Here is a 24,631-nt window from a genome sequence, read left to right as displayed (position 1 = left end):
GCGTCAGATTATGCTCCTTCTTTGCTTAATAACATTATCGCCTTTGGCGTGGTCTACGGTCATTTTGACCAGCATTAAGCCGATTCAGATGATTACATATGAATTGACTCTCGATGTGAATGAACCAGAAGTACTACTGGGGGCAAATACCTCACCGCATGACTATGCGTTGCGCCCTTCTGATGTTAAAAAAGTCAGAGCGGCGGATTTAGTGATTTGGTATGGAAAAGACCTTGAGCCATTCTTAAGTAAGACATTAGCGAGTCACCACAACGTTTTGACCATCAGCCAAATTGATGGCCTGATACTGAGAGAGCTCAGTGGCGAACAACACGATCATGATGGGCATCACCATGGTATGTATGACCCACATTTTTGGCTTGGAACCGATCAAGCCAAGCAAGTGGCAGCGGCGATTACCGCAAGTTTAGTAAAAAGTGATAGCGCTAATGCCGAGCAGTATAAAGTAAACTTAGTCCGCTTTTTAGCTCAATTAGACTCAACCCATCAAGCAATCACGCAGAAGATGAGCAAAATTAGTGATAAAGGATATTATGTTTTTCATGATGCATACGGCTATTTTGAACAGCAATACCATTTGAATAACCTCGGCCATTTTACCGTTAGTCCTGATAGAAAACCGGGGGCTAAAACGCTCATCACCATTAAAAATTCCATTATTAATAATGAAGCAAAGTGTGTCTTTTCAGAACCTCAGTTTACTCCTGCAGTAATTGATACTGTGACTCGTGGTACAGAGGTCAAAACAGGAGTACTTGATCCATTAGGCGCAGATATCAAAGTGAAAAGTGGCAGCTATTTTGAGCTGTTAAATGAGCTGAGCAACAACTTTTACACTTGTTTGTCTCAATAGATGTACGCTGTATTGTATGTTGTACGATCTGCACTGAAATCTAGGATAAAGATTCACAGATTGTCGCTTTCTTAGCTTCAAAAAGCCTTATCTTTGGTTAGAATGTTTTGATAATTATCGCCACGAAAAAACAGGTTGCAATGTGGCGTGCTATTGATTGAGGCTCAGTCTGTTGAAAGGAAAGAATGACTATTCTAAAGCTTTGTTCTGGATCTTGGGTTTCCTGACGCTTTTATTAGCGCAGGGGACACAAGCTCTAGACAAAGCACCTTCCATCTTCTATCCATTGCCAGCTCAGGCTCAAGGGAAAATTTTTGCCGCACAAAATTTGTTTTTAGGTGAAGAAGGGGGAGTTTGGATACACGATGTGCATGGCAAAGTGGTTTTCTTTGATGGACAAAACATCCTTCCCCGGCGTGGCTCAGTGCTTTCACAAGAGAGCGAAAATATTACCTATCTTAATAACGCTTTTTGGACGTTCATTGATAATGAACTTTATCGAACTTATCCCGCACAAGATCGCGAATTAGTATTTAGCTTAACGCCTGGAATCATCATAAAAAAAATAGGTTCGTCAGGTAATTTCATCTGGTTAGCCGATGAGACGCACTTTTATACATACCATGCGCAAACCCACAAGTTAGTTACTTATTCTTTTAAAGAAATGTATCAATTAAATCAAGCAAGTCGATTAATCGTTAATGATGCGAAGTTTGTGCTTTCTAAATGGGTATTAGCCACTAATGCTGGAGTCTATCTGTCAGATGGAGAGAGTTTTTCTCACGTGCTAAGCTCTGGTAAAAACTTCATTGAGAAACTCTATTTTTCCGAGAAACGTAGAGAGCTTGTGATTGGAATGCTCAATGGTGGGCTGATTATTGATGTCGAGGACCCAAAGCGCCAGCAAAAGTTGGTTGGAGATTCCCATGTATTATCTGTTGCTGAGACAGATCAAGAGTATTGGCTTGGTACTGAAGATGGATTATTTGTTCATTCGTTTTTGACAGGTAAAACCGTCAAGTTAGAAAGTAATGACCAAGACAATAATGGGTTACCAGGCAATAAAATTTATTCATTGGTCAATGACTTACAAGGTGGGATTTGGATCGCAACGGATAAAGGTATTCGTTACTTTTCTCTGTTTGGACAAAAATTTAAGCGCCATTCCATTGCACAGCTCAACAATAATCCCATAACAAAAATTGTGACAAGGTCAGATAATAAAGGGTATTTGTTTTTAACTCGACAAGGGTTGTACCAAGTCGATGCTGAAGATTGGCAAGAGCCTAAACTTATTTTCCCTGGAGAAGTGCATGATGTCGCTCAAATAGATGATCATTCTCTATGGATAGCTACACATACAGGCATCGTTATTTATCACTTGCAGACAAAAAAGATGATAGAAACGAGCGTTTTACCTCTGAAGCTGCGTTCGAATGATACTAAACATCTTGAATTTGATCATGAAGGACTGTTGTGGGGAGCAACAGGTAACCATTTGTGGTCATATCAGTTGGCCGATAACTCGCTAACCGATTTCGGTTCTGAATGGTTTGTTGATGCATTTTTGCCTGCAAAAATAATAAAACTTAAGTCAACTCGGCGAGGGGTATTTATCGGCACTGACCATGGTGTTTATCTTTTTGACAAAGGCAAAATTGTTTTTCTCCGAGCGACTAGTCATTATGGACAAAGCATTGATATATTTGAGAGTAGCAAGGGTGATGTTTGGTTTGCGAGTGCTTATGGCGTCTTTGTTTTGGCACATGATCGTAGTGATATTCGATCTATTGATATGGTTGAAGAGAATATTAGCCCCAAATGTTTAACTGAAACGGGCAACGGTATTTGGCTGACTTCCTCACAAGGAATCTCGCTCTACAATCCTATGGGTGAGATGGTAAAGCATTTTGGTGATCCACACGGATTGATGAATAATGAATTTAAAAGTGGAGTCTGCGAATCAAGTATTATCAATAGCCAGCAGCAGTTGCTGCTAGGTTCCCGTTTTGGTTTAGTGACAGCATGGTCCTCTGAACTCACAGTTGCTACTGCCCCTAATACCAATATTATCTTTAGCCAAGTGAACGTCGATCATATTCCTGTCATGTTCGGTCGTGGTCGTTTTCAGACACTAGAATTGGAATATGGAAGTTCGATAAGCTTTTTGTTTGGTGCATTGCCAGAATCGAGATCCTTATTATTGGAGTATCGTATAGCAGGAGATAAGGAGTGGCAGAGATTAGAAAGCGCTCAGTTGACACTTGATCACCTGTTACCTGGACACTATCGTTTACTGGTGAGAAATTACAGCCCACATCCGCAAAACAGTATGATAAACAGTCTATCATTTATTGTGGATAATCCGTGGTATTGGTCTTCATGGGCGATTGTTCTTTACCTTTGCCTTTCTATAGGCCTTATTGCTTTTGCTTCATGGTGGCGTTCTCGTTGGGTTACCAAAGTAAACCGAAAGTTAAAAGCTCAGGTGGCCTTGAAAACGGATCAACTACGGCATCAAAGCAAAATTGTTTTGACTAATAACCAGCAGTTGCGCAAGCAATTACAAATTCGCCATATCGTTGTTGAACAGATGTTAGATTCTATTACTCCTACATTAAATCAGCTGATTTATCGCTCGCAACTCCATCAACTCGCGCGACTTGAGTCTTTAGCTTTAAAAGTAAAACGTGAACTGGCGTTACTTCGTAACGTAAGAAATGATAAAACAGCGACTCAGTTGCTCTACGACCTATCGATCATCTTGAACTCTTGTGTGGACGGATGGCGTGAAGAGTTCGCGAAAGCGAATATTTCGTTGGCGGTGAACAATGAGCTTAAACAAGCTTATATTGAATCTGCCCATTTTAACCTAGACATCATTTTCAATACGCTACTGTCTGATGCGGTAAAACGTCTTTATAGAAATCAAGAGCTACAAATTCATTGTTATGAAAGGGAGAAAAGACTGTTTATTGTGATGATTGACTGTGGCGATCAGGTGCAATCCATCAATAGTGATAAGCGTATCTCTGGTTTTGAACTAGAGGAGATGCAACTGTTAGTACAGCGCAGCGGTGGGGAAATACATATTTTTTCATCGCCAGAACGAAATTTAGTTGAGCTTTCTTGGCCATCAGTTGAGCTTGTGAGTGATGCACCTGAAATGATCGTCGTAGAGGAGCATTCAGAGGACAAGTTTATTGATGTAACGGAAAAAGAGTGGCTTAAAAAAGTCGAAAAATTGGTACACAATTACTATTCAGATCCTGAATTTAGTACCTCTAGTGCGGCCAAATCACTCTTCGTATCGGAACGTAGTTTGCAGCGTCGTTTTAAAGCGATCACCAATAAAACATTCAAAGAGTATCTAAATGAGATCCGCTTAGATAAAGCGTGCCAATATTTGCTCGCAGGAGGAAAAGTCGCCCAAGTCGCTTTTGATTGTGGGTTTAATGATCCGTCTTATTTCAGCCAAAGATTTAAACATCACTTCGGTTTATCGCCAACCCAATTTGTTGATGATAACGAGTAATACCGCCCCTGATAAATAGTGATAACTTTCCCACTTGAAGCTGCAGCGATGTTAGCGACATTCAGTCACCCTAATCACAAAGCTTATTCAGGTGTGTGGAGATGAACTCACTTTCCGCCGGCCTGCAATCAAGCGGTATCTCCCTTCTTGATTAGATTGGCTGCGGTGTTAGCTGCGCATATTTGTCTATGCTTGCGTAGATACACTCATTAATACTCAAAGTCGTAATATCAATTTATTTTGGAAATAGCACTTACTCAATAAACAGGCTGGGTCGGTGATTGTGTTGCGGTAAAGATGAGATGAGTAGAAAAAAAAGATCGTGGTATAGCCGGGGGGACTATACCACGGGTGTCAATGACACCTTCGCTTGCTGCCGGAGTGATACGAGTAACACCCGTACCACCTCTGGAATTTGTATCTAAGGAGTAATTCCTTTCGATGGATTTACTATATGGCAAAGGACTTATTTCATTTATAAAATTAACGACAACCTAGTATAAGAAAAACGACAAAATATATAATTAACATTAACTGATTGATTTTAATGGTTTATTTTGGTTTTTCCTGTTTTTGTTTATTTTTTTATGTTGAGCTCATTTGTACCTGATAATTTTTTAACGTTTTTAACGTCAGTTTATTTACCGAAAACAACGTGATGGATTTATGCAATCTTTGATTTCACGCAATAAAATAGAGGGTTAGCGCGTGTATTATTCGCCTGTTAATAAAAATATTTCTCATTACCACTACCATTGAGAGCAAGATAGATGAAATTATCTCAATTAAATGAAGGAGATAGCGCGAGCATCGTCGCGTTCAATCAACTTCCAAATGACATTCGTAAAAAATTGATGGTGATGGGCTTGCTGCCTCTAACTACTGTTACGTTAATCAGAAGAGCTCCTATGGGAGATCCACTTCAACTTGAAGTGAGAGGCGTCTCTTTAGCGGTACGTGAAAATATAGCCGCTTGTATTGAAGTGGAGATAGCGTAGTGCGATATCAAATTCTAACCGTTGGTAACCCTAATAGTGGCAAAACAACGTTATTTAATGGGCTGACTGGTTCTAAGCAGCAAGTCGGTAACTGGGCTGGTGTTACAGTTGAGAAAAAAACGGGCCGCTACACTCATTCTGGAGATGAATTCATACTAACGGATTTGCCGGGCATCTACGCACTTGACAGCGGGAATGACAGTAACAGCATTGACGAATCCATTGCCTCTAGAGCGGTTCTTACACATCCTGCCGATTTAATCATTAACGTTGTGGATGTGACGTGTTTGGAGCGCAGTCTCTATATGACGCTTCAATTGAGAGAGCTCGGTCGTCCAATGATTGTGGTTTTGAATAAAATGGACGCTTTAAAAAGAGAGCGTCAAGGTCTAGACATTCAACAACTTGAGAAAGTTCTAGGTTGCCCCGTTTTTATGCTTTCTGCTACCAGTAAAGAGCAGGTGAGTCGATTCAAAGAAAAGCTGCATAAAGTACTGCTGCAAGGCGTAGCTCTTAAAGAACTGCTATTGGATTACGGCAGTGCATTTGAACAATCGATCGGAAAATTAGCCACTATTTTTCAACATAAGCAAGTGGCACCTCGCGCATTAGCTATTCGTGCCTTAGAAAATGATCTTTTGGTGATTAATGGATTACCAGAAGTGCAGCGTGAGCTTATCCAGAAAGAGCAATTGCAAAGTGGTTTAGATATTGATCTGCATGTCGCTGATACCAAATACACATTTTTGCATGAACAATGCCAGCAGATCCGCAAAACAGAAGGGAAACTAAGCCACAGTTTTACACAAAAAGCGGATAAGCTGATTTTAAATAAATGGGTGGGTGTACCGTTTTTCTTTGTGGTTATGTACTTAATGTTTATGTTCTCGATCAATATTGGGAGCGCTTTCATTGATTTCTTCGACATTGGCGTCGGGGCGTTATTGGTTGATGGTGGGCACCACTTACTGGATGATCATTTGCCTATTTGGCTAGTGACATTATTAGCAGATGGCCTTGGCGGAGGTATTCAAACCGTCGCCACATTTATCCCAGTTATCGCTTGTTTGTACTTATTTTTAGCTGTACTCGAAAGTTCAGGCTATATGTCTCGCGCGGCTTTTGTTTTAGATAAAGTGATGCAGAAGATAGGCCTACCGGGTAAAGCGTTTGTTCCGCTTGTCTTAGGATTTGGTTGTAACGTTCCCGCGATTATGGCGACCAGAACTCTAGATCAAGAACGTGAACGTAAATTAGCGGCATCGATGGCACCCTTTATGTCATGTGGTGCACGTTTGCCAGTGTATGCGCTATTTGCTGCGGCATTTTTCCCTGAAAGCGGTCAAAATGTAGTTTTTGCTCTTTATTTATTGGGCATTTTAGCCGCAGTGTTCACTGGTTTGGTTTTGAAGCATACGCTCTATCCGGGTTCAAGCGACAGCCTAGTGATGGAGATGCCAGATTACGAGATCCCAACGGTACAAAACGTCATGATCAAAACATGGCAGAAATTAAAACGTTTTGTTCTCGGTGCAGGGAAAACGATTGTCATCGTTGTTATGATCTTAAGCTTCCTCAATTCAGTTGGTACTGATGGCAGCTTTGGTAATGAAGATAGTGACAACTCCGTGTTATCAAAAGTGGCTCAAGTGGTTACTCCGGTATTTGCTCCTATTGGTATCAATCAAGATAACTGGCCAGCGACAGTGGGTATCATCACGGGTATTTTTGCAAAAGAAGCGGTAGTCGGAACATTAAACAATTTATATACCTCTGCTGAAGGTGATGAAAGCGAATATGACCTAATGGCGAGCCTACAAGAAGCGGTTATGTCTATTCCAGAAAACCTAACGGGATTAAGCTTCTCTGATCCGCTCGGTATCGAAGTCGGAGACTTGACAGACAGTAGCGCAGTGGCTGAAGAGCAAGCCGTAGATGCCTCAATCTTTGGTAATTTGAAACAGCACTTTGTCACTGGTCATGCCGCATTTGCCTACCTTATCTTCATTTTGCTTTACACGCCTTGTGTTGCAGCCATGGGGGCTTATGTTCGTGAGTTTGGTGCGAATTACGCTCGTTTTATCGCAGTATGGACGATGGGGCTTGCGTATGGTGGCGCCGCGCTTTATTACCAAGCGACAAGGATCACCGAAACCCCTGTCGAAAGTTTAACGTGGATTATTGCCATTGTTATGGCGAGTTTGTTGACCTTTAAAATGCTTAAGCGAAAAGGACTCCAGCAGAAAACGGTGCTTGAGGTACAAGTGGCATGATATTAAATGAGTTAAAGCGCTACATTGAAGATAATGGGATCGTTAGCCGTTCGGCGATTGCGAAAAAGTTTTCGCTCAGTGAGGACGGCGTTGACGCTATGTTAGCCGTGTGGATACGAAAAGGTGTGTTGTCGCGCACTATCGATACCAACAAGGCTAACCGCGTAACAAGAGTGCGTTATGGGCTTAACCGAAATAACGGGCTATCTTTGACTGTCGTACTTTAGTCATAATTGATGCTAGGCATTCTGTCTGATAAACGAAAGCCGCTGATGTCAGCGGCTTTCAAACGTTTACCCAATCTATCTTTTTCCTAATGTATGGTGTGAGAGACGACGTTTATCCCTTTCTAAAAATAGAACTCAGTGATAGCACATTTTGGATTCTGGTTAAGATCTCTTGTTGTTCTTGATCGGCTCTCATTACCCCTTGAGTATTGCCCCAGATAGGCCCTGGCCATGCTACGTCATTTTTAAATCGAGCAACATGGTGAATATGGAGCTGAGGAACCATGTTACCCAGCGCACCTAAATTGAGTTTATCTGGACAAAACGTGGCTTCAAGAGCTTGGCTAACGGCTTGAGATTCGCATAAAAATTGTTGCTGTTCCTGCATTGGTAGATGATGCAGCTCTTTCAAATTGGCACGTTTAGGCACCAGAATAATCCAAGGTACGGCATTATCTTTATGGAGTAAGGCTAAGCAAAGAGGAAATTCACCAATGACGGAAGTGTCTTTGGCCAGTTGCGGGTGGAGTTCAAAATTCATGTCAATCTCACTTGCACGGATGTTATCACCGATAAAAGAAAAGGCTGACCATGGTCAACCCTTTCATTCACTCATAGCTGTCGTTACATACGTTCTAATGTATCAATACCGAGTAGCGACAGACCTTGCTTGATGGTTTTTGCTGTCAACGCAGCCAGTTTTAGGCGGCTTTGTTTCACACTTTCATCTTCAGCGACTAAGATTGGGCATGCTTCATAGAAGCTAGAGAATTGGCCAGCTAATTCAAATAGGTAGCTACACATAATGTGAGGTTGGCCTTCGCGGGCAACAGCTTGTACCGCTTCTTCAAACTGCAGAAGTTTCGCAATCAAAGCTTTTTCTTTCTCTTGTGTGACTTTAATTTCACCCGTCAGGTTATCCATCGATACGCCTGCTTTAGCAAAAATTGACGCGACACGTGTGTAGGCATACTGCATGTAAGGTGCAGTGTTACCTTCAAATGCCAACATGTTGTCCCAGTCAAACACGTAATCGGTAGTGCGGTGCTTAGAAAGATCAGCGTATTTCACTGCAGCCATCGCGACAGTATTGGCAATGTTCGCTTTTTCTGCGGCGTCTAAATCAGGGTTTTTGGATTCAATTAATTTAGCGGCACGCTCTTGCGCTTCATCGAGAAGATCGGCCAGACGAACAGTACCGCCAGCACGAGTTTTGAACGGGCGGCCATCTTTGCCTAGCATCATACCAAAGGCGTGGTGTTCAAGAGTCACTTCTTCAGGTACATAGCCCGCTTTGCGGACAATCGTCCATGCTTGCATTAGGTGCTGATGTTGACGCGAGTCGATAAAGTACAACACACGGTCCGCACCTAAGGTTTCATAACGGTATTTTGCACACGCGATATCGGTTGTGGTGTATAAGAAGCCGCCATCACGTTTTTGGATGATAACGCCCATTGGCTCGCCATCTTTATTTTTGTATTCTTCAAGAAAAACGACTTGTGCGCCATCATCTTCTTGCGCCAAACCTTTTTCTTTTAAATCGGCTACGATGCCGGGCAACATGTCGTTGTACATGCTTTCGCCCATCACATCATCGCGCGTCAACGAAACATTCAAACGATCATAGTTACGCTGGTTTTGGATCATGGTGATGTCCACCAATTTTTTCCACATTTGAGCGCAGAATTCGTCACCGCTTTGTAGTTTGACCACATAATTTCGTGCTTTAGCGGCAAACACTTCATCTTCGTCGTAGAGTTTTTTTGACTCACGATAGAAAGCTTCAAGATCGGAAAGTTCCATTGAAACTTCGTTACCAGATTCTTGTTGCACACGTTCAAGGTTGGCTATCAACATACCAAATTGCGTGCCCCAGTCACCGATGTGGTTGGCGCGGATCACTTTATGGCCTAAAAATTCCAAGGTACGTACAACGGCGTCACCAATGATGGTTGAGCGTAAGTGGCCTACATGCATCTCTTTGGCAACGTTAGGCGCTGAGTAGTCTGCGACGATCGTCTTCTGCGCTTCTTTGGTTACACCAAGGTGCTCATCTGCTAGGGCGATATCCGCTTGTTTAGCAAGAAACGCTTCACTGAGGAAAATGTTGATAAAACCTGGGCCTGCAATTTCCGTTTTGCTCGCAATGCCATCGAGGTCCAGAACATCCAATACTTTTTGAGCAAATTCTCGCGGGTTGGTACCCAGTTGCTTAGCTACGCCCATAATGCCATTGGCTTGATAGTCACCAAATTGCGCTTTAGCCGATTGGCGAACAGCAGCAGGACTGCCAGCTGGTGCGCCTGCGGCTTCAAGAGCCTGAGATACTTTGTCATTAATCAGTGCTTGGATATTCACACGCGTTTCCTTTAATTCTTGGAATTGCAAAGGTATGCATTTTATTCACCATTTAGTGCCAATACATATCTTAATTTTGTTCATCATTTGGCGCACATAATACCAATTTTATTGAGGCGCTTATAGGGACTAAATTAGGAAATTTTCTACTTTTCGAAGAGTTGTTGGTACTATTAGACGATAATCATCATTTTGGACCATTTAAATGCTTGAACCATTGAAGAATGCAGCGCTTCATCCTGAACAGCTTAAGCAGGATTTAGATAAATTTATGCATAAAGTTCAAGAATTAACCAAAATTTTGCATATTGATTTATCCACAAATCAAGCTGACCACATTGCACTGCGCATTAATGATCGTAAATTAGCGTCATTAGCACATGCGGCATGGCTGGAGGAAGGACGAGAAATATCGAGTGCTCAGATAAATGGCCGTCCTATCATTGTGATTGAATTTTCGGTGCCGCTATCGGCTTATGGTTGGTCAATAGAATGTTTGGAATTGCCTTACCCTGCCGAGGGAAAAATTTACCCAGAGCAGAGCTGGGAGCATGTGGAATTTGTGGTGCCATCTGAGGCACAAACCGCGCAAGCCTATTTGCAGGATATACTGTCGGTTTACCCACAATTAAAAGAATGCTGGACAACATTAGACACTCAAGGTGTTCAAGTTAAATTGTCCAGTCCAAAAGGGGAAGGAGAGCGATTACATAACCCGACGGTTGCATTTAAGTGGCAAGGCGTGTGCATTAAACTGCATCCCCACTCTTTAAAAAAGATCGTAAAATCAGAGCAAAGATAAATTGCTCTGATGGCGATGAAGTACGGTTATCCTAAGTTATAGCTTTTAGGCCGAAGCTGGAACGCTTCAATTGAGCCAATTTCTTGCCCTAAACTGAGTTTCTGAACCGTTTGATGTGCGTTTCCTTGGCTGTGCATGATCAGTCGATTGGCGGTCCTTGGTTTTAGCTCATTGACCACAAAGCGGATCATATCACTGCGACTGAGTGATTTCAGTTCACTCAAAACCTGCTCTCTTTGATCAAAGCCGGCATCTTTATTGCCGATAGCAACCCAAAGTCTTTGCGCACGGCTGCGAAGGGTGGGGTCGGGCGTTGAAATTTGATTCCATAAACCGCGCTTACTGCTGTGCCACTGGTATTCGTTGAGCTCCAGCAACACCATGTAAAAAGCATTTAAAAATTCATCTACAGCGCTAATCAGCTCATAAGGGGCAGCATTCGGTGACTGGACGTAGAGTACGATGCCTGGGTGACGGTTTAATGGCATGTTGCCCGTTCCGACCATATAACCAAGTTGCTGCTTAGTACGAATTTCATGAAAAAATGTAGCGGACATCAAGTGATTAGCTAATGAATATAAGGCGATGCTGCGCGGTGCGACATCATTGCACTGATAATAGACCACCACAGCAGAATCTTCTTGATCGCAGTGAACCTCTTTTTGAAAAGTCCCACTCTCTCCGAGCATGACGAGTGGTCTTAATGATTCCTCGTACTGTTGATCTTTGACTCGTAATGCATTTTTAAGCGTATCTGCCATCGCTTGTGCATCACTTCTTAACCAGTCGCCATAGACAAACATCTCAACATGAAGTTGCGCTAATATTTGTTCAACGAAATCACTGAGCTCATCGACTTCTATCTGTTTTAAGGCACCAAGTAGCGTTTCATAAGGAGGGTTGTTGGGTTGTAAAATACCCGTCATTGCATTGAAAAGCTGCGAAATTGGACGATCTTTAGTGGTATTTTGCCAGTTACGAAGCAGTTGTTGCTTGATGGTGTTAAAGCGTTTTAAGCTAAAATCACGTTTAGCAAAGCGTGCGAGAATCATCTCCATTAACTGTGGTTGTTTTTCGCTAAAACCAGAAAGCATCAGGGTGACGCCGCCTTGATGAGCGTACATGTTGTAACTCATCCCAGCAATTTCTGCTTGGTAAGTTTCCGTGGCCAGCGAGTCTAAAAACATTTCCACACAGAGACGTGTTTTAACAATATTTCGAGCAGTGGCTACCGAGATGGGGCTATCAATCGCGATGTAAATTACCCCTTTAGGCACTCTAAATTCATGGTCTTGTAGATGCCATAAACGAAAGCCTGGTAACTCTTCAATGATTTCCGGGTGTAAAGACGTTGAAGGCTCTAACGGTTTTGGGTCTAAGTCGTAACAGATAAAAGGATTGAGTGGCGGTAAGTTTGTTTCAACGTCGCAAGGGGTTGCGAATGCTGCAAGTTGTGACGCCGATAATGGAGTAATTGAATAAGGTGTAAAATACCATTTCGCTTTCTTATCGTAATACCCATCTTTAGCAATTAACGTGGCGCGTAGATTTTCAGGAGTCAAATAATGAAGTGCTTGCTTAAGTAGTGATTCGTTGTAGCCCGCCATCATATAATCGCCATAGATGGTGTCTTGCGGCTGATAGTGCTGCATATTAACCACTAAATGGCTGACCATGTCTAATGGCCTTGTCGTTTCTTGAAAGCGAAAAGCCGATTCAAGCACCGCTCTTTTCTCAAGGTAACGCCATTCGTTCAGCCCCTGCTCTGCGATTAATTTAATCTGAGTAAAGAGTGACTGGATGATGTTATCGACCTGTTTTACGCCTTCATGTGTCAGGCTAAAACTTATCGAAAACTCACGATAATTGCTGCCACTTGCGCCGCCTCCAGCCGATAAGGACGTGATCCAACCTTTCTCTTTTAATGCCAACATTAAACTGCCTTCACCTTCGTAACCGATGAGATGGGCGAAATAAGAGAGAGGTTTGACATGATAAAAGTCATCCATGCTTGGGGCTGGGAAGCTTAAAGTTAGTTTGCGGATCTCTTTTCGTGGCTCGATTTGAATCAAGACGCCGCGGTGCGCGTCTAAAACAAAAGGCACCTCGATTTTTTTCGGGCCGAGCTGTTTATTTGGGATGGAGGAAAATTCATCTCTTGCCCACTGCTCTAACTCATCAAGTGTCTGTGGGCCCGCTAGCGAGAGCGTCATCAAATCAGCCGAGTAATTTTCATGGTGAAAACGGACAATTTCTTCACGGATAGAGAGACCATTTCTATCACACAACGTTTCCAAATTACCCACTGAAAATTTAGCAAACGGGTGTTGCGGATTGATGGCTTCTTTTTGAACCTGGTAGAGCCTTCTCGAATCATCATTCTGTTTGAGTTTAAATTCAGAATCCACCGCTTGGCGTTCTTTATCCAGAGCTTCTTGATTAAATAAGGGGGCACAAAAGAATTGGCTGAATCGGTCCAAGGCTTTTTCAAAATGATTTGGGCTTACATCAAAGAAAAAACAGGTGTGCTCTGTACCAGTCCATGCGTTATTGCTGCCACCATGTTGATTAATAAAACTTTGAAACTCACCAATTTTCGGGTACTTTTCTGTGCCTAAAAACAGCATGTGTTCCAGATAGTGGGCAAGACCTTCTCTGTCTTCAGGGTCATCAAAATGCCCCACATTAATCGCTAAAGCAGCGGCTGACTTTTGTGCATCATCCGCTTGAATAAGTAATGTTCTCAGACCATTAGTTAACGTAATGTAGCGGTATTGGTTGGTGTCGTTAGGGCTTAAATGCACAGTGACTCTCCACAGAAAAGGCTTTTTTAATTATGGCGTTGAAACGGTTAGGTGCAAATTTCAAGCAATGATTTTATGAGCGAAGTGCCATTTTAGTCCTTCAGGAGACTTTTTAATAGACTGTTAACAGTGTCGAAGTCTTTGCTTGGTTGCCTGATATAATCGAGAATAAAGCCGCCTAGACGGCATAGATAATAACCACTAGGAATGAGTAATGAAGATTTTTATTATGCGTCACGGAGAAGCTGAACATTATGCAGCGAGTGATGCACAAAGGGCCTTAACCGAAAGAGGTCTTCGTGAGTCTGTTGCTGTGGCTCGTGCTTGTGAAAAGCAAGATCTTCGCCATGTAGATAAAGTATTGGTAAGCCCTTACTTACGGGCGCAGCAAACTTGGGCTGCGATAGCCTCTTATTTTAATGCCGATGATGTTGTGACCTGTGATGACATCACACCTTATGGGAAAGCGGAAGTGGTATTTGAGTATGTCTCTGCCTTGGCCGATGTAGAACAAATCGAATCAGTGCTGCTGGTGTCTCATTTACCGTTAGTTGGCTATCTCGCGGCTGAATTTGTTACCGATTTAGTCCCTCCAATGTTCCCCACATCCGGTCTGATTGGTATCGAATATGATAGAGAGTTGCGTAAAGGACAGCAGATCTGGAGTATTAATCCTTAAACCACCATTCAAAGTAAAAGAAGTTCACGTAATTTGAATAACTAGGCTACGTTAAGTGAAGGGTTATTGCCTTTACTAATGTAGCCATTATTTTGACTGTTTTACTGGACTAAAAATTGCATCGCCGAGTTAACGCATTGTCGCATTTATAGATATTTATCAACAGATTGCTTGCTAACCTATGAAATTTACTCTCCCATTTGCAGATAAATTGCCATCAATACCGCAGCGAAGTATGCCAGCAATCGGTGCGCCGGTTATGGTATTGGCCACGTTGGCTATGGTCGTTTTACCGATCCCAGCCTTCCTATTGGATCTGTTTTTCACTTTTAACATTGCCTTATCGATGGTGGTGTTACTCGTCACTGTCTATACCCGTAGACCGCTTGATTTTGCTGCTTTTCCTACGGTTTTGCTTATTGCAACCTTACTTCGACTAGCCTTGAACGTCGCTTCAACCCGTGTGGTTTTATTGTATGGTCATGAAGGCCCCGGGGCGGCTGGTAACGTCATTGAAGCGTTTGGTAGTGTGGTGATCGGTGGTAACTACGCCGTCGGTTTAGTGGTGTTTTTGATCTTGATGATCATCAACTTCATGGTAGTAACCAAAGGTGCGGGACGTATTTCTGAGGTGAGTGCTCGCTTTACCCTAGATGCCTTGCCGGGTAAGCAAATGGCCATAGATGCGGACTTAAATGCGGGCTTAATCGATCAAGACCAAGCGCGGCTGAGACGCTTCGAAGTAACCAAAGAAGCGGATTTCTACGGTTCAATGGACGGTGCGTCAAAATTTGTTAAAGGGGATGCGATTGCTGGGATCTTAATTTTGTTCATCAACATTATTGGCGGCTTATCGATTGGTATGGCGCAATATGGGTTGGGTTTTAAAGAAGCGATCCAAATCTACACACTGCTGACCATTGGTGACGGCTTAGTGGCTCAGATCCCCTCATTGCTGCTTTCGATTGGCGCTGCCATGATGGTTACCCGTCAAAATACCGATGAAGATATGGGAGAGCAAGTCGTCTTCCAACTGTTTGACAACCCTAAAGCATTGATGATTACCGCTTGTATTCTCGGCATCATGGGCATTGTGCCGGGTATGCCTCACTTTGCTTTCTTATTGCTAGCCGCATTAGCGGGTGGTTGCGCGTATTGGATGATACGCAAACAGAAAAAAACCGCCGATGAAAAGAAACTGCCTGCAAAAGTGGACAACGAAGCACCCACTCAAAAAGAGCTCTCTTGGGATGATGTTCAACCCGTTGATGTGATTGGCTTAGAAGTGGGCTATCGATTGATACCGCTGGTGGACCGAGATCAAGGTGGAGAGCTGCTCGAACGCGTAAAAGGTGTTCGGAAAAAACTGTCGCAAGACTTTGGCTTTCTCATCCCCGCAGTGCATATTCGCGACAATTTAGAATTAACACCCAATAGTTATCGCATTACCTTAATGGGGGTTGCTGTTGGTGAAGCGGAGATCCGCCCAGATCAAGAACTGGCGATTAACCCTGGTCAAGTCTATGGTGTTATTGACGGTGAACGCACACTCGACCCAGCATTCGGCCTTGAAGCGGTTTGGATCCGTGAAGAACAACGTGAACACGCACAAGCTCTGGGTTACACAGTTGTGGACTCATCGACCGTACTCGCCACTCATTTGAGTCAGCTTCTCACTAATAACGCCTCGCAACTGATTGGTCATGAAGAGGTTCAAAACTTAATTGAAATGCTGGGTCGCTCAGCGCCAAGGCTAGTTGAAAACTTCGTTCCAGATCAACTGCCGTTGGGTACAGTCGTTAAGGTACTGCAAAACCTACTCAATGAAGCGATTCCAATCCGAGATATTCGAACCATAATACAAACCTTGGCGGAGTATTCTGGGCGGAGTCAAGAACCTGACATCCTAACGGCGGCCGTTCGAATCTCATTGAAGCGTTTAATCGTCCAAGAAATCAATGGTATAGAACCTGAACTACCAGTGATAACACTGATTCCTGAGCTGGAACAAATATTGCATCAAACCATGCAGGCGTCAGGAGGAGAATCGGCAGGTATTGAGCCAGGCTTAGCAGAGCGTCTACAAGCTGCACTGAGCCATGCAACGCAAGAACAAGAATTGAAAGGTGAGCCCGCCGTGTTACTCACGTCTGGTGTGCTTCGTTCAACTTTGGCGAAGTTTGTGAAAAACACGATACCTAATTTGCGTGTGCTCTCTTATCAAGAAATACCTGACGAGAAACAAATTCGGATTGTTCAAGCCGTTGGTAACTAACGAAACTGTTGTTACCTAATCGGGCTTTAGCCATTTAACACGGATATCTGCTTTGAAAATAAAACGATTTTTTGCCAAAGATATGCGAACAGCGCTGCTGCAAGTGAAAGAAGAGCTTGGTGCGGAAGCGGTGATCATGTCGAATAAAAAAGTCGCGGGTGGTGTGGAAATCGTTGCCGCTGTGGATGGTGAACAGCCCACCCAGCAAAACAGTGCCAAGCGCTATAATTCGCAGCCTAGACAACAAGGTTACACCCAAGTCACCCCGTCTTTGAACAAATCCTCTCGTGAGTTGGATGATGATCGAGTCAGCCTGCAAAACAGCGCAGATTCTGGGCGTTCAATGACCAAACGTTTTGCAAATATGTTAAAGCAGTACAGCGCACCAAGTGGCTCAGATTCAGATTATCACGCCGAAAATGAAGATTCGCTCTCTGCATTATTGCAACGTCAATCGGGTTCATCTAACACCAACTCAGGACACGGTAGTGCAGAGTTACGAGCCGATTCGCCATTAGCGAAGTTAATTGCAGAGGATAGAAGAGCGTCCACCCGTCAAACGCCGAAGCTAGATCCGTCGCGTTATGATCGTTACCCAACGCAAGAGGCGAGTGTTTCGAACCCAGAGCTGGAAAACATGCGTGAAGAGATGACCTCAATACGCCGCCTGTTAGAACATCAAGTTTCAGGATTAATGTGGCAAGAAGTTGAGCGTCGAGAGCCTTTGCGTGCCATGCTCATTAAAAGACTTGAGCGCATGGGGGTTTCACAAGAACTGGCTGACCAGCTTGCGTGCTATATCCCAGAAGATACGGCTCCAACTAAAGCTTGGAAGGCGCTGCTTGGCTTAGTGGCTGATCAAATCCCTGTTTCCAAACAAGATATTCTGAAACGTGGTGGTGTGGTTGCGCTATTAGGCCCAACAGGGGTTGGTAAAACCACCACCATTGCTAAACTAGCCGCTCGCGCCGCTATGGAGTATGGCGCTGATAACGTCGCTCTAGTCACCACAGATACCTACCGTATCGGTGCTCATGAACAGCTCTCTATTTATGGCCGAATTATGGGTTGTCCAGTAAGAGTTGCTAAAGATTCCAGTGAGTTAGCCGATGTAATATATCAGCTAAGAAATCGGCGTTTAATTTTAGTTGATACCGCGGGGATGGGGCAGCGTGATGTTCGGTTATCAGAGCAGCTCGATACCCTGATGCAAGAGAGTGGCGAAATCATCCACAGTTACCTTGTTCTGCCTGCAACGGCACAAAGAAAAGTATTACAAGAAACAATCGAGCACTTTAGAAGGATCCCTCTTTCAGGGTGCATTATGACTAAGCTTGATGAGTCATTGAGCTTAGGGGAATTTGTGAGTGTCGTGGTTCAAAACGCACTGCCCGTTGCTTACATCGCGAATGGCCAGCGTGTACCAGAAGATATTGTGATTGCCCAGCCGAAGTACATGGTTGCAAAGGCAAACGAATTGCTAGAGAAGTCGACAGAGAATGAACCTCACTATTGGAGCAGCGACTCCGAGAGATTCTAGGCGGCGGACAAATATGGCGAATAATATGATATATGACCAAGCGAGCGGTTTACGCCGCTTAACTCAACCGTCACTGACCAAAGTCATATCTGTGACTGGTGGTAAAGGTGGTGTGGGTAAATCTCACGTGACACTCGGCATGGCGATCTGCATGGCTCGTCAAGGCAAAAAAGTCATGGTGTTGGATGCAGACTTAGGTTTAGCTAACGTGGATGTTATGCTTGGCATACGCCCGAAGCGAAACTTAGGGCATGTACTGGCTGGCGAGTGTGAACTCAAAGATGCCATCGTCGAGGGGCCTTTTGGGATACGAATAATTCCAGCGACCTCGGGCACACAGTCGATGACAGAGTTGTCACACGCCCAACATGTTGGTTTAATACGCGCCTTTGGCAGTTTAGAAGATGAGATGGATATTCTGCTCATCGATACAGCCGCAGGTATTTCTGATATGGTCGTGAGCTTCTGTCGCGCCGCACAAGATGTAGTGATCGTGGTATGTGACGAACCGACATCCATCACCGACGCTTACGCGCTGATCAAGCTCTTAAGTCGTGAACACCAAGTGCAACGTTTTAAAATTGTGGCCAATATGGTGAGAAGTTATCGTGAAGGACGGGAATTATTTGCTAAATTAACTTTAGTGACAGAAAGATTCCTAAATGTGAGCCTTGAACTTGTTGCTTGCATACCTTTGGATGATAAAGTGCGACAAGCAGTAAAAAAACAAAAAATAGTGGTCGATGCGTTTCCACGGTCACCTGCGGCACTGGCAATCAGCTCGTTGGCAAGTAAAGCGTTAACGTGGCCAATTCCAAGAACGCCGACAGGCCATCTGGAATTTTTTGTCGAGCGTTTGCTAAATAGAACAGAAAGTGTAGGGGAACCATTCGGTGAATAAAGCGCTTACTTATGACCAACACGGAAACCTAAAGAGCCAACAAGCATTTTTAGAAAAATACTCTGTATTGGTTAAGCGTATTGCACACCATTTAGCAGGTCGCCTGCCACCAAACGTATTGGTCGAAGATCTAATACAAGCCGGTATGATAGGCCTACTTGAAGCACAAAAAAATTATGATGGGAGTAAAGGTGCAAGCTTTGAAACCTACGCAGGAATTCGAATTCGTGGAGCTATGCTCGACGATATTCGGCGTGGTGATTGGGTTCCACGCTCGGTTCATAAACACAACCGAGAGATAACCCATGCAATTTCAGTTCTAGAAGGTGAGCTAAACCGAAACCCAACTGATACAGAAGTTGCGAAGTATTTAGGCATGTCGCTGGATCAGTACCATACTGTATTAACTGACATTAATTGCTCACGGATTGTCGGAATCGAAGATTTAGGTATTTCTGATGATGCAATTTCTCCTCTGGATGACGATGAAGACAACTCGCCATTTAAGGGAGTCGCCGATGAATCGTTTCGTAAAGCATTGGTTGAATCAATAAAATCACTTCCAGAACGTGAAGCTTTGGTACTTTCGCTCTATTATGATGAAGAGCTAAACTTAAAAGAAATTGGTGAAGTTCTAGGTGTTAGCGAATCCCGCGTTAGCCAGATACTAAGCCAATCTATGCAGCGACTAAGAACAAAGTTAAGTTCTTGGACGCAAAATGACTAATATCACTGATTTCGAGCTCAGTGGAGGCAATTTTGAATAAAAACATGAAGATCCTTATTGTTGACGACTTTTCAACAATGCGCCGTATTGTTAAGAATCTACTTCGTGATTTGGGCTTCAATAATACCCAAGAAGCAGATGATGGCCTGACAGCGTTGCCTATGCTAAAGAAAGGTGATTTTGAGTTTGTGGTTACAGACTGGAATATGCCGGGCATGCAAGGCATCGATTTGTTGAAAAATATTCGAGCAGACGCAGAACTTAAGCATCTGCCTGTTCTGATGATCACCGCAGAAGCAAAACGCGAACAAATCATCGAGGCTGCTCAAGCAGGTGTGAATGGTTATATCGTAAAACCTTTTACTGCTGCTACGCTTAAAGAAAAACTGGATAAAATTTTCGAGCGTTTATAAAGCGTGTGGTCACAGACAAAAGGTGCTCTATTCATTTATGCGCGAAAAGGCTAATCGATGATTTCATTAGAACAAGCAAAAGAACTCGTTCAGCTACTGGAAAATGGACAGCAAGATCAGGCGAATCAACTCTTTAAAGAGACCTACGACAAAGCAAGCAATCCAATGCTGCAAGAAATAGGCACTTTGACAAGGGAACTGCATGAATCGCTCAAACAGTTCAACCTTGATGAGCGTATGGCTGAGATTGCAAATGACGAAATTCCAGATGCAAGGGATCGTCTTCAATACGTAATTGATAAAACGGAAGTGGCTGCGAATAAAACAATGGATGCAGTGGATCGATGTATGCCGATCGCTGACAGCCTTCACGAAGGTCTGTTAAAAGTGCGTCCACAATGGAATGAGTTGATGCATGGACGTATTGATCTCATTGAGTTTAAAGCACTTTGTCACCGTATTGATGATCTACTATCACAAGTTGAAGGCAACAGCAGCGAATTGCGAGGTCAGCTAACTGAGATATTGATGGCTCAAGACTTTCAAGATCTCACTGGCCAAATAATTCGGCGTGTTATTACGCTGGTTAATGAAGTTGAGAAACGCCTAGTTGAGATTCTCACTGCCTTTGGGGCTAACCAAATAGAACAAAAAACAGACAAGAAGAACCCATCTATCGAACCTGAAGGTCCTATTTTGAACCCTCATGAAAGAGCCGATGCGGTTTCATCTCAAGACGAAGTCGATGATTTGTTATCGAGTCTTGGTTTTTAGGGGTAACGTATGAGCTACGAATTAGACGACGACATTCTTCAGGACTTTTTGGTTGAAGCAGGTGAAATTCTCGAATTGCTCTCAGAGCAATTGGTTGAACTTGAGAACAACCCCGAAGACAGGGAGTTATTAAATGCGATTTTCCGCGGTTTCCATACCGTTAAAGGTGGGGCCGGGTTTCTTGCCCTAACCGAGCTGGTTGAGACGTGCCACGGTGCTGAGAACGTATTTGATATCTTACGCAATGGCCAAAGAAGTGTAACATCGAGCTTGATGGATACGATGTTACGAGCTTTAGACACCGTTAACGCACAGTTTCGCGCTGTTCAAGATCAAGAACCCTTAGAGCCTGCAGATCCCGCTCTACTCGATGAACTTCATAAATTGTGTCGTCCTGCTTCTGAAGATGAAATTGACGAAGTGGAGCCTGTTATTGCTGAAGTTGAAGTCGAGGAAGAGGCCGCTATCGAAGCGCCTGAACCGGAAGTCATTCAACAAGAGGCCTCAAAGGCAGTCGCGTCAAATTCTATCGATGAAATCACGCAAGATGAATTTGAAAAACTGTTAGACGAATTACATGGCAAGGGCACCGCGCCTAATGCTCATTCTGAAAATGCCGCACCGGCGGCCCCAGCGCCTAAAGCCCCAAGTGCATCAGTGGCTGCTAGTGGTGACATTACGGATGACGAATTTGAAAAGCTGCTTGATGAACTGCACGGCGTAGGCAAAGCTCCAACCGTTGAACCCGCTCCTGAGGTTACAGCGAAACCAACTACTCCGCCTAAATCAACAGCGGCACCTAAAGCTTCTGCTGGTGGTGGCGATGATTTGATGACGGACGAGGAGTTTGAAAAGCTTCTTGACGAACTGCATGGCTCAGGAAAAGGGCCATTGCCAGAAGAGTTGGAAATGGCAACCAGACCTGCTTCTGAAAATGTGAAGCCAGCAGAGCCTATAAAACCAACAGAGACCGCAAAACCGAAAGCTGAAGCGGCGAAACCTACACCTGCTCCTCAGCCTAAAGTAACGGCTCCAGCCGCCTCTTCCCCGGCGAAAGCTCCGGTTGCAGTGGCTGAGAAAAAAGAAGTATCAGCACCTGCTGTGGCTAAAAAAGCGCAAACTCAGCCGGAAACAACAGTCCGTGTTGATACATCAACGCTCGACATCATTATGAACATGATTGGCGAATTGGTGCTAGTGCGTAACCGCTTGCTGAGTTTAGGGCTTAATAGCAACGACGAAGAGATGGCAAAAGCGGTGGCTAACCTTGATGTAGTTACTGCGGATTTGCAAGGCGCTGTCATGAAAACGCGCATGCAACCGATTAAGAAAGTGTTCGGTCGTTTCCCTCGCGTGGTTCGAGACCTTGCACGTACCCTGAAAAAAGACATCGTGCTTGAAATGCGCGGTGAAGAAACAGACCTTGATAAAAACTTGGTCGAAGCGCTTGCAGACCCATTGATCCACTTAGTGCGTAACTCAGTTGACCACGGCATTGAAATGCCTGATGTGCGTAGCAAATCTGGAAAGCCAAGCACGGGTAAAATCATACTCTCAGCTTCGCAAGAAGGTGATCATATTGAGCTAGCTATCGTCGATGACGGCGGCGGTATGGACCCAGATAAGCTGCGTAGTATTGCGGTTAAACGAGGCATGATGGATGAAGATGCGGCGTCGCGTCTCTCCAATAAAGAGTGTTTTAACTTAATCTTTATGGCGGGATTCTCCAGTAAAGAGCAAATTTCAGACATTTCTGGTCGTGGTGTTGGGATGGATGTTGTAAAAACAGCCATCAATACACTCAATGGTTCAATTGACATCGATTCTGAGATGGGCAAAGGGACTAAGATTACGATCAAAGTGCCGCTAACACTCGCTATCTTACCGACATTGATGGTTGGGGTCGCAGGGCATCCATTTGCTCTACCGCTTGCGAGCGTGAATGAAATCTTCCATCTTGATCTTAGCCGGACGAACGTCGTTGATGGACAATTGACCATCATAGTACGTAAAAAATCGATACCACTCTTCTACTTACAGAATTGGCTAGCACCTAAAGCGGGTAAAATAGAACTGCGTAAAGGTCATGGACATGTTGTTATTGTTCAGATTGGTAGCCAGCGAGTTGGTTTTGTGGTTGATACCTTAATTGGCCAAGAAGAAGTGGTAATCAAACCACTAGATAAGCTTCTTCAAAAAACACCGGGTATGGCTGGGGCAACGATTACCAGCGATGGACATATTGCACTAATACTAGATGTGCCAGATTTGCTTAAGCAGTATGCTGCTGCTTCCCGCATTTAAATGAGCACACAATATAAGGACACCCATGGCGATTAGAGTATTAGTCGTTGATGATTCGAGCTTTTTTAGACGGCGTGTGAGTGAAATTATTAACTCTGACACCCGTCTAGAAGTGATTGATGTTGCAACTAACGGTAAAGAAGCCGTAGAAAAAGCGAGAATCTTAAAGCCTGATGTCATCACAATGGATATTGAGATGCCAGTTATGGATGGCATTACTGCTGTCCGTGAAATTATGGCTGCGAACCCGATCCCGATCTTGATGTTCTCATCGCTGACTCATGATGGTGCCAAAGCAACGCTAGATGCTTTAGATGCTGGAGCGTTAGATTTCTTACCGAAAAAATTTGAAGATATTGCCCGTAACCGTGATGAGGCTGTCGCTTTATTACAACAACGGGTTATTCAAATCGCGTCGAAAAAAGGGATGCTGAGAAGACCTTTGGTTTCACGCCCAGTGCCGAGCACATCATCGCCGTTTGCCAATAGAACAGCGGCTACAACGGCGAGTTCCCCTGCGCCGAAATCAATGGGCACATTGGCTCGCTTTAAAGCTACAGGTAAAAAATATCAGTTGACTGCTATCGGTACCTCTACAGGGGGCCCGGTTGCGTTACAAAAAATATTGACGAAGTTACCTGCGAATTATCCGCATCCGATCGTACTCATTCAACACATGCCTGCCACCTTCACTGCTGCATTTGCAAACCGGCTCAACTCACTGTGTAAAATTGAAGTGAAAGAAGCAGAAGATGGTGATGCATTGCGCCCAGGTGTTGCCTATTTGGCTCCGGGTGGTAAACAGATGATGATTGAGGGCCGTCCGGGTAGTGCTAAATTGCGCATTATCGATGGTGGCGAACGTATGAACTATAAGCCGTGTGTTGATATAACATTCGGTTCTGCGGCGAAGATCTATGCAGATAAAGTGCTATCAATGATATTGACTGGTATGGGAGCCGATGGTCGTGAAGGGGCTCGAATGTTACAAGCCGCAGGGGCAACCATTTGGGCTCAGGATGAAGAAAGTTGCGTGGTGTATGGCATGCCGCAAGCTGTCGCAAAAGCGGGGATCTCGTCTGAAGATTTACCGTTAGAGCGTATATCAGAACGAATGTTAGTTGAAGTTGGCCTCGCATAAAGG

General features: G+C 43.9%; 18 protein-coding genes. 15 read left to right on the top strand and 3 right to left on the bottom strand.

Features of this window, described 5'->3' with window-relative positions; all coding sequences use genetic code 11:
* Positions 1-10 precede the first annotated feature (10 nt).
* The 5 genes from znuA (at position 11) to EXZ60_RS10280 (ending at position 7,907) form a co-directional block, all read left to right on the top strand.
* Positions 11-874: a zinc ABC transporter substrate-binding protein ZnuA gene (gene znuA / locus EXZ60_RS10300; protein ID WP_232473125.1), complete on the top strand. Its 864-nt coding sequence runs from the start codon at positions 11-13 to the stop codon at positions 872-874.
* Between the two features lie 172 nt (positions 875-1,046).
* A complete protein-coding gene (locus EXZ60_RS10295) occupies positions 1,047-4,409 on the top strand; it encodes an AraC family transcriptional regulator (RefSeq protein ID WP_277435660.1) in 3,363 nt (1,120 codons plus the stop codon).
* A 770-nt stretch (positions 4,410-5,179) separates the two neighbouring features.
* The gene (locus EXZ60_RS10290; protein ID WP_115339183.1) at positions 5,180-5,407 is read left to right on the top strand and encodes a FeoA family protein; all 228 of its coding nucleotides are present in this window, start codon (positions 5,180-5,182) and stop codon (positions 5,405-5,407) included.
* Entirely contained in the window at positions 5,407-7,680 is a 2,274-nt protein-coding gene (gene feoB, locus EXZ60_RS10285; protein ID WP_277435659.1) for a Fe(2+) transporter permease subunit FeoB, read from the top strand. Before EXZ60_RS10290 ends, feoB begins: the two co-directional genes overlap by 1 nt.
* On the top strand, positions 7,677-7,907 hold the full coding sequence (locus tag EXZ60_RS10280) for a FeoC-like transcriptional regulator (protein ID WP_047687815.1): 231 nt from the start codon (positions 7,677-7,679) through the stop codon (positions 7,905-7,907). Before feoB ends, EXZ60_RS10280 begins: the two co-directional genes overlap by 4 nt.
* 112 nt (positions 7,908-8,019) lie before the next feature.
* Here EXZ60_RS10280 and EXZ60_RS10275 read toward each other — a convergent pair whose 3' ends face one another.
* A complete protein-coding gene (locus EXZ60_RS10275; protein WP_277435658.1) occupies positions 8,020-8,448 on the bottom strand; it encodes an HIT domain-containing protein in 429 nt (142 codons plus the stop codon).
* Positions 8,449-8,531: 83 nt separating this feature from the next.
* Entirely contained in the window at positions 8,532-10,268 is a 1,737-nt protein-coding gene (gene argS / locus EXZ60_RS10270) for an arginine--tRNA ligase (protein ID WP_094123958.1), read from the bottom strand.
* 205 nt (positions 10,269-10,473) lie between these two features.
* On the opposite strand from argS, the gene EXZ60_RS10265 reads away from it, so the two are divergent.
* Positions 10,474-11,070 (top strand): VOC family protein, encoded by a 597-nt coding sequence (locus EXZ60_RS10265; RefSeq protein WP_277435657.1) that lies wholly within the window; start codon positions 10,474-10,476, stop codon positions 11,068-11,070.
* 26 nt (positions 11,071-11,096) lie between these two features.
* Here EXZ60_RS10265 and EXZ60_RS10260 read toward each other — a convergent pair whose 3' ends face one another.
* Complete coding sequence (locus EXZ60_RS10260; RefSeq protein ID WP_277435656.1) at positions 11,097-13,874, bottom strand: insulinase family protein; 2,778 nt, start codon at positions 13,872-13,874, stop codon at positions 11,097-11,099.
* 214 nt (positions 13,875-14,088) lie between these two features.
* Between EXZ60_RS10260 and sixA the strand changes: the two genes are divergently transcribed.
* The 9 genes from sixA (at position 14,089) to EXZ60_RS10215 (ending at position 24,628) form a co-directional block, all read left to right on the top strand.
* Complete coding sequence (gene sixA, locus EXZ60_RS10255; protein WP_017042529.1) at positions 14,089-14,553, top strand: phosphohistidine phosphatase SixA; 465 nt, start codon at positions 14,089-14,091, stop codon at positions 14,551-14,553.
* 181 nt (positions 14,554-14,734) lie between these two features.
* Positions 14,735-16,828 carry a flagellar biosynthesis protein FlhA gene (gene flhA, locus EXZ60_RS10250; protein WP_013856364.1) on the top strand — a complete coding sequence of 698 codons (2,094 nt, stop codon included), beginning with the start codon at positions 14,735-14,737 and terminating at the stop codon, positions 16,826-16,828.
* 52 nt (positions 16,829-16,880) lie between these two features.
* The gene (gene flhF, locus EXZ60_RS10245; protein ID WP_017042531.1) at positions 16,881-18,368 is read left to right on the top strand and encodes a flagellar biosynthesis protein FlhF; all 1,488 of its coding nucleotides are present in this window, start codon (positions 16,881-16,883) and stop codon (positions 18,366-18,368) included.
* Between the two features lie 13 nt (positions 18,369-18,381).
* Positions 18,382-19,269 carry a MinD/ParA family protein gene (locus EXZ60_RS10240; RefSeq protein WP_010318888.1) on the top strand — a complete coding sequence of 296 codons (888 nt, stop codon included), beginning with the start codon at positions 18,382-18,384 and terminating at the stop codon, positions 19,267-19,269.
* Complete coding sequence (locus EXZ60_RS10235) at positions 19,262-19,996, top strand: RNA polymerase sigma factor FliA (RefSeq protein WP_010318887.1); 735 nt, start codon at positions 19,262-19,264, stop codon at positions 19,994-19,996. Before EXZ60_RS10240 ends, EXZ60_RS10235 begins: the two co-directional genes overlap by 8 nt.
* A gap of 44 nt (positions 19,997-20,040) precedes the next feature.
* Positions 20,041-20,409: a chemotaxis response regulator CheY gene (cheY, locus tag EXZ60_RS10230; protein ID WP_033197405.1), complete on the top strand. Its 369-nt coding sequence runs from the start codon at positions 20,041-20,043 to the stop codon at positions 20,407-20,409.
* A 57-nt stretch (positions 20,410-20,466) separates the two neighbouring features.
* A complete protein-coding gene (locus EXZ60_RS10225) occupies positions 20,467-21,183 on the top strand; it encodes a protein phosphatase CheZ (RefSeq protein ID WP_017045236.1) in 717 nt (238 codons plus the stop codon).
* A 9-nt stretch (positions 21,184-21,192) separates the two neighbouring features.
* Entirely contained in the window at positions 21,193-23,487 is a 2,295-nt protein-coding gene (locus EXZ60_RS10220) for a chemotaxis protein CheA (RefSeq protein ID WP_277435655.1), read from the top strand.
* 25 nt (positions 23,488-23,512) lie between these two features.
* Positions 23,513-24,628: a chemotaxis response regulator protein-glutamate methylesterase gene (locus EXZ60_RS10215; RefSeq protein WP_017045237.1), complete on the top strand. Its 1,116-nt coding sequence runs from the start codon at positions 23,513-23,515 to the stop codon at positions 24,626-24,628.
* Positions 24,629-24,631: the final 3 nt, after the last annotated feature.

Origin of the sequence: Vibrio sp. 1151_11 (genome assembly GCF_029478525.1) — a bacterium.
Lineage (GTDB): Bacteria > Pseudomonadota > Gammaproteobacteria > Enterobacterales > Vibrionaceae > Vibrio > Vibrio anguillarum.
The sequence above is the reverse complement of the archived record's forward strand: the minus strand, read 5'-3'. Positions and strand labels throughout refer to the sequence as shown.

Coding starts and splice junctions, on each gene's coding strand:
- znuA (WP_232473125.1), top strand. CDS start 11: ATGCTCCTTCTTTGCTTAATAACATTATCGCCTTTGGCGTGGTCTACG.
- EXZ60_RS10290 (WP_115339183.1), top strand. CDS start 5,180: ATGAAATTATCTCAATTAAATGAAGGAGATAGCGCGAGCATCGTCGCG.
- EXZ60_RS10280 (WP_047687815.1), top strand. CDS start 7,677: ATGATATTAAATGAGTTAAAGCGCTACATTGAAGATAATGGGATCGTT.
- EXZ60_RS10275 (WP_277435658.1), bottom strand. CDS start 8,448: ATGAATTTTGAACTCCACCCGCAACTGGCCAAAGACACTTCCGTCATT.
- EXZ60_RS10265 (WP_277435657.1), top strand. CDS start 10,474: ATGCTTGAACCATTGAAGAATGCAGCGCTTCATCCTGAACAGCTTAAG.
- sixA (WP_017042529.1), top strand. CDS start 14,089: ATGAAGATTTTTATTATGCGTCACGGAGAAGCTGAACATTATGCAGCG.
- flhA (WP_013856364.1), top strand. CDS start 14,735: ATGAAATTTACTCTCCCATTTGCAGATAAATTGCCATCAATACCGCAG.
- EXZ60_RS10240 (WP_010318888.1), top strand. CDS start 18,382: ATGGCGAATAATATGATATATGACCAAGCGAGCGGTTTACGCCGCTTA.
- cheY (WP_033197405.1), top strand. CDS start 20,041: ATGAAGATCCTTATTGTTGACGACTTTTCAACAATGCGCCGTATTGTT.
- EXZ60_RS10225 (WP_017045236.1), top strand. CDS start 20,467: ATGATTTCATTAGAACAAGCAAAAGAACTCGTTCAGCTACTGGAAAAT.
- EXZ60_RS10220 (WP_277435655.1), top strand. CDS start 21,193: ATGAGCTACGAATTAGACGACGACATTCTTCAGGACTTTTTGGTTGAA.
- EXZ60_RS10215 (WP_017045237.1), top strand. CDS start 23,513: ATGGCGATTAGAGTATTAGTCGTTGATGATTCGAGCTTTTTTAGACGG.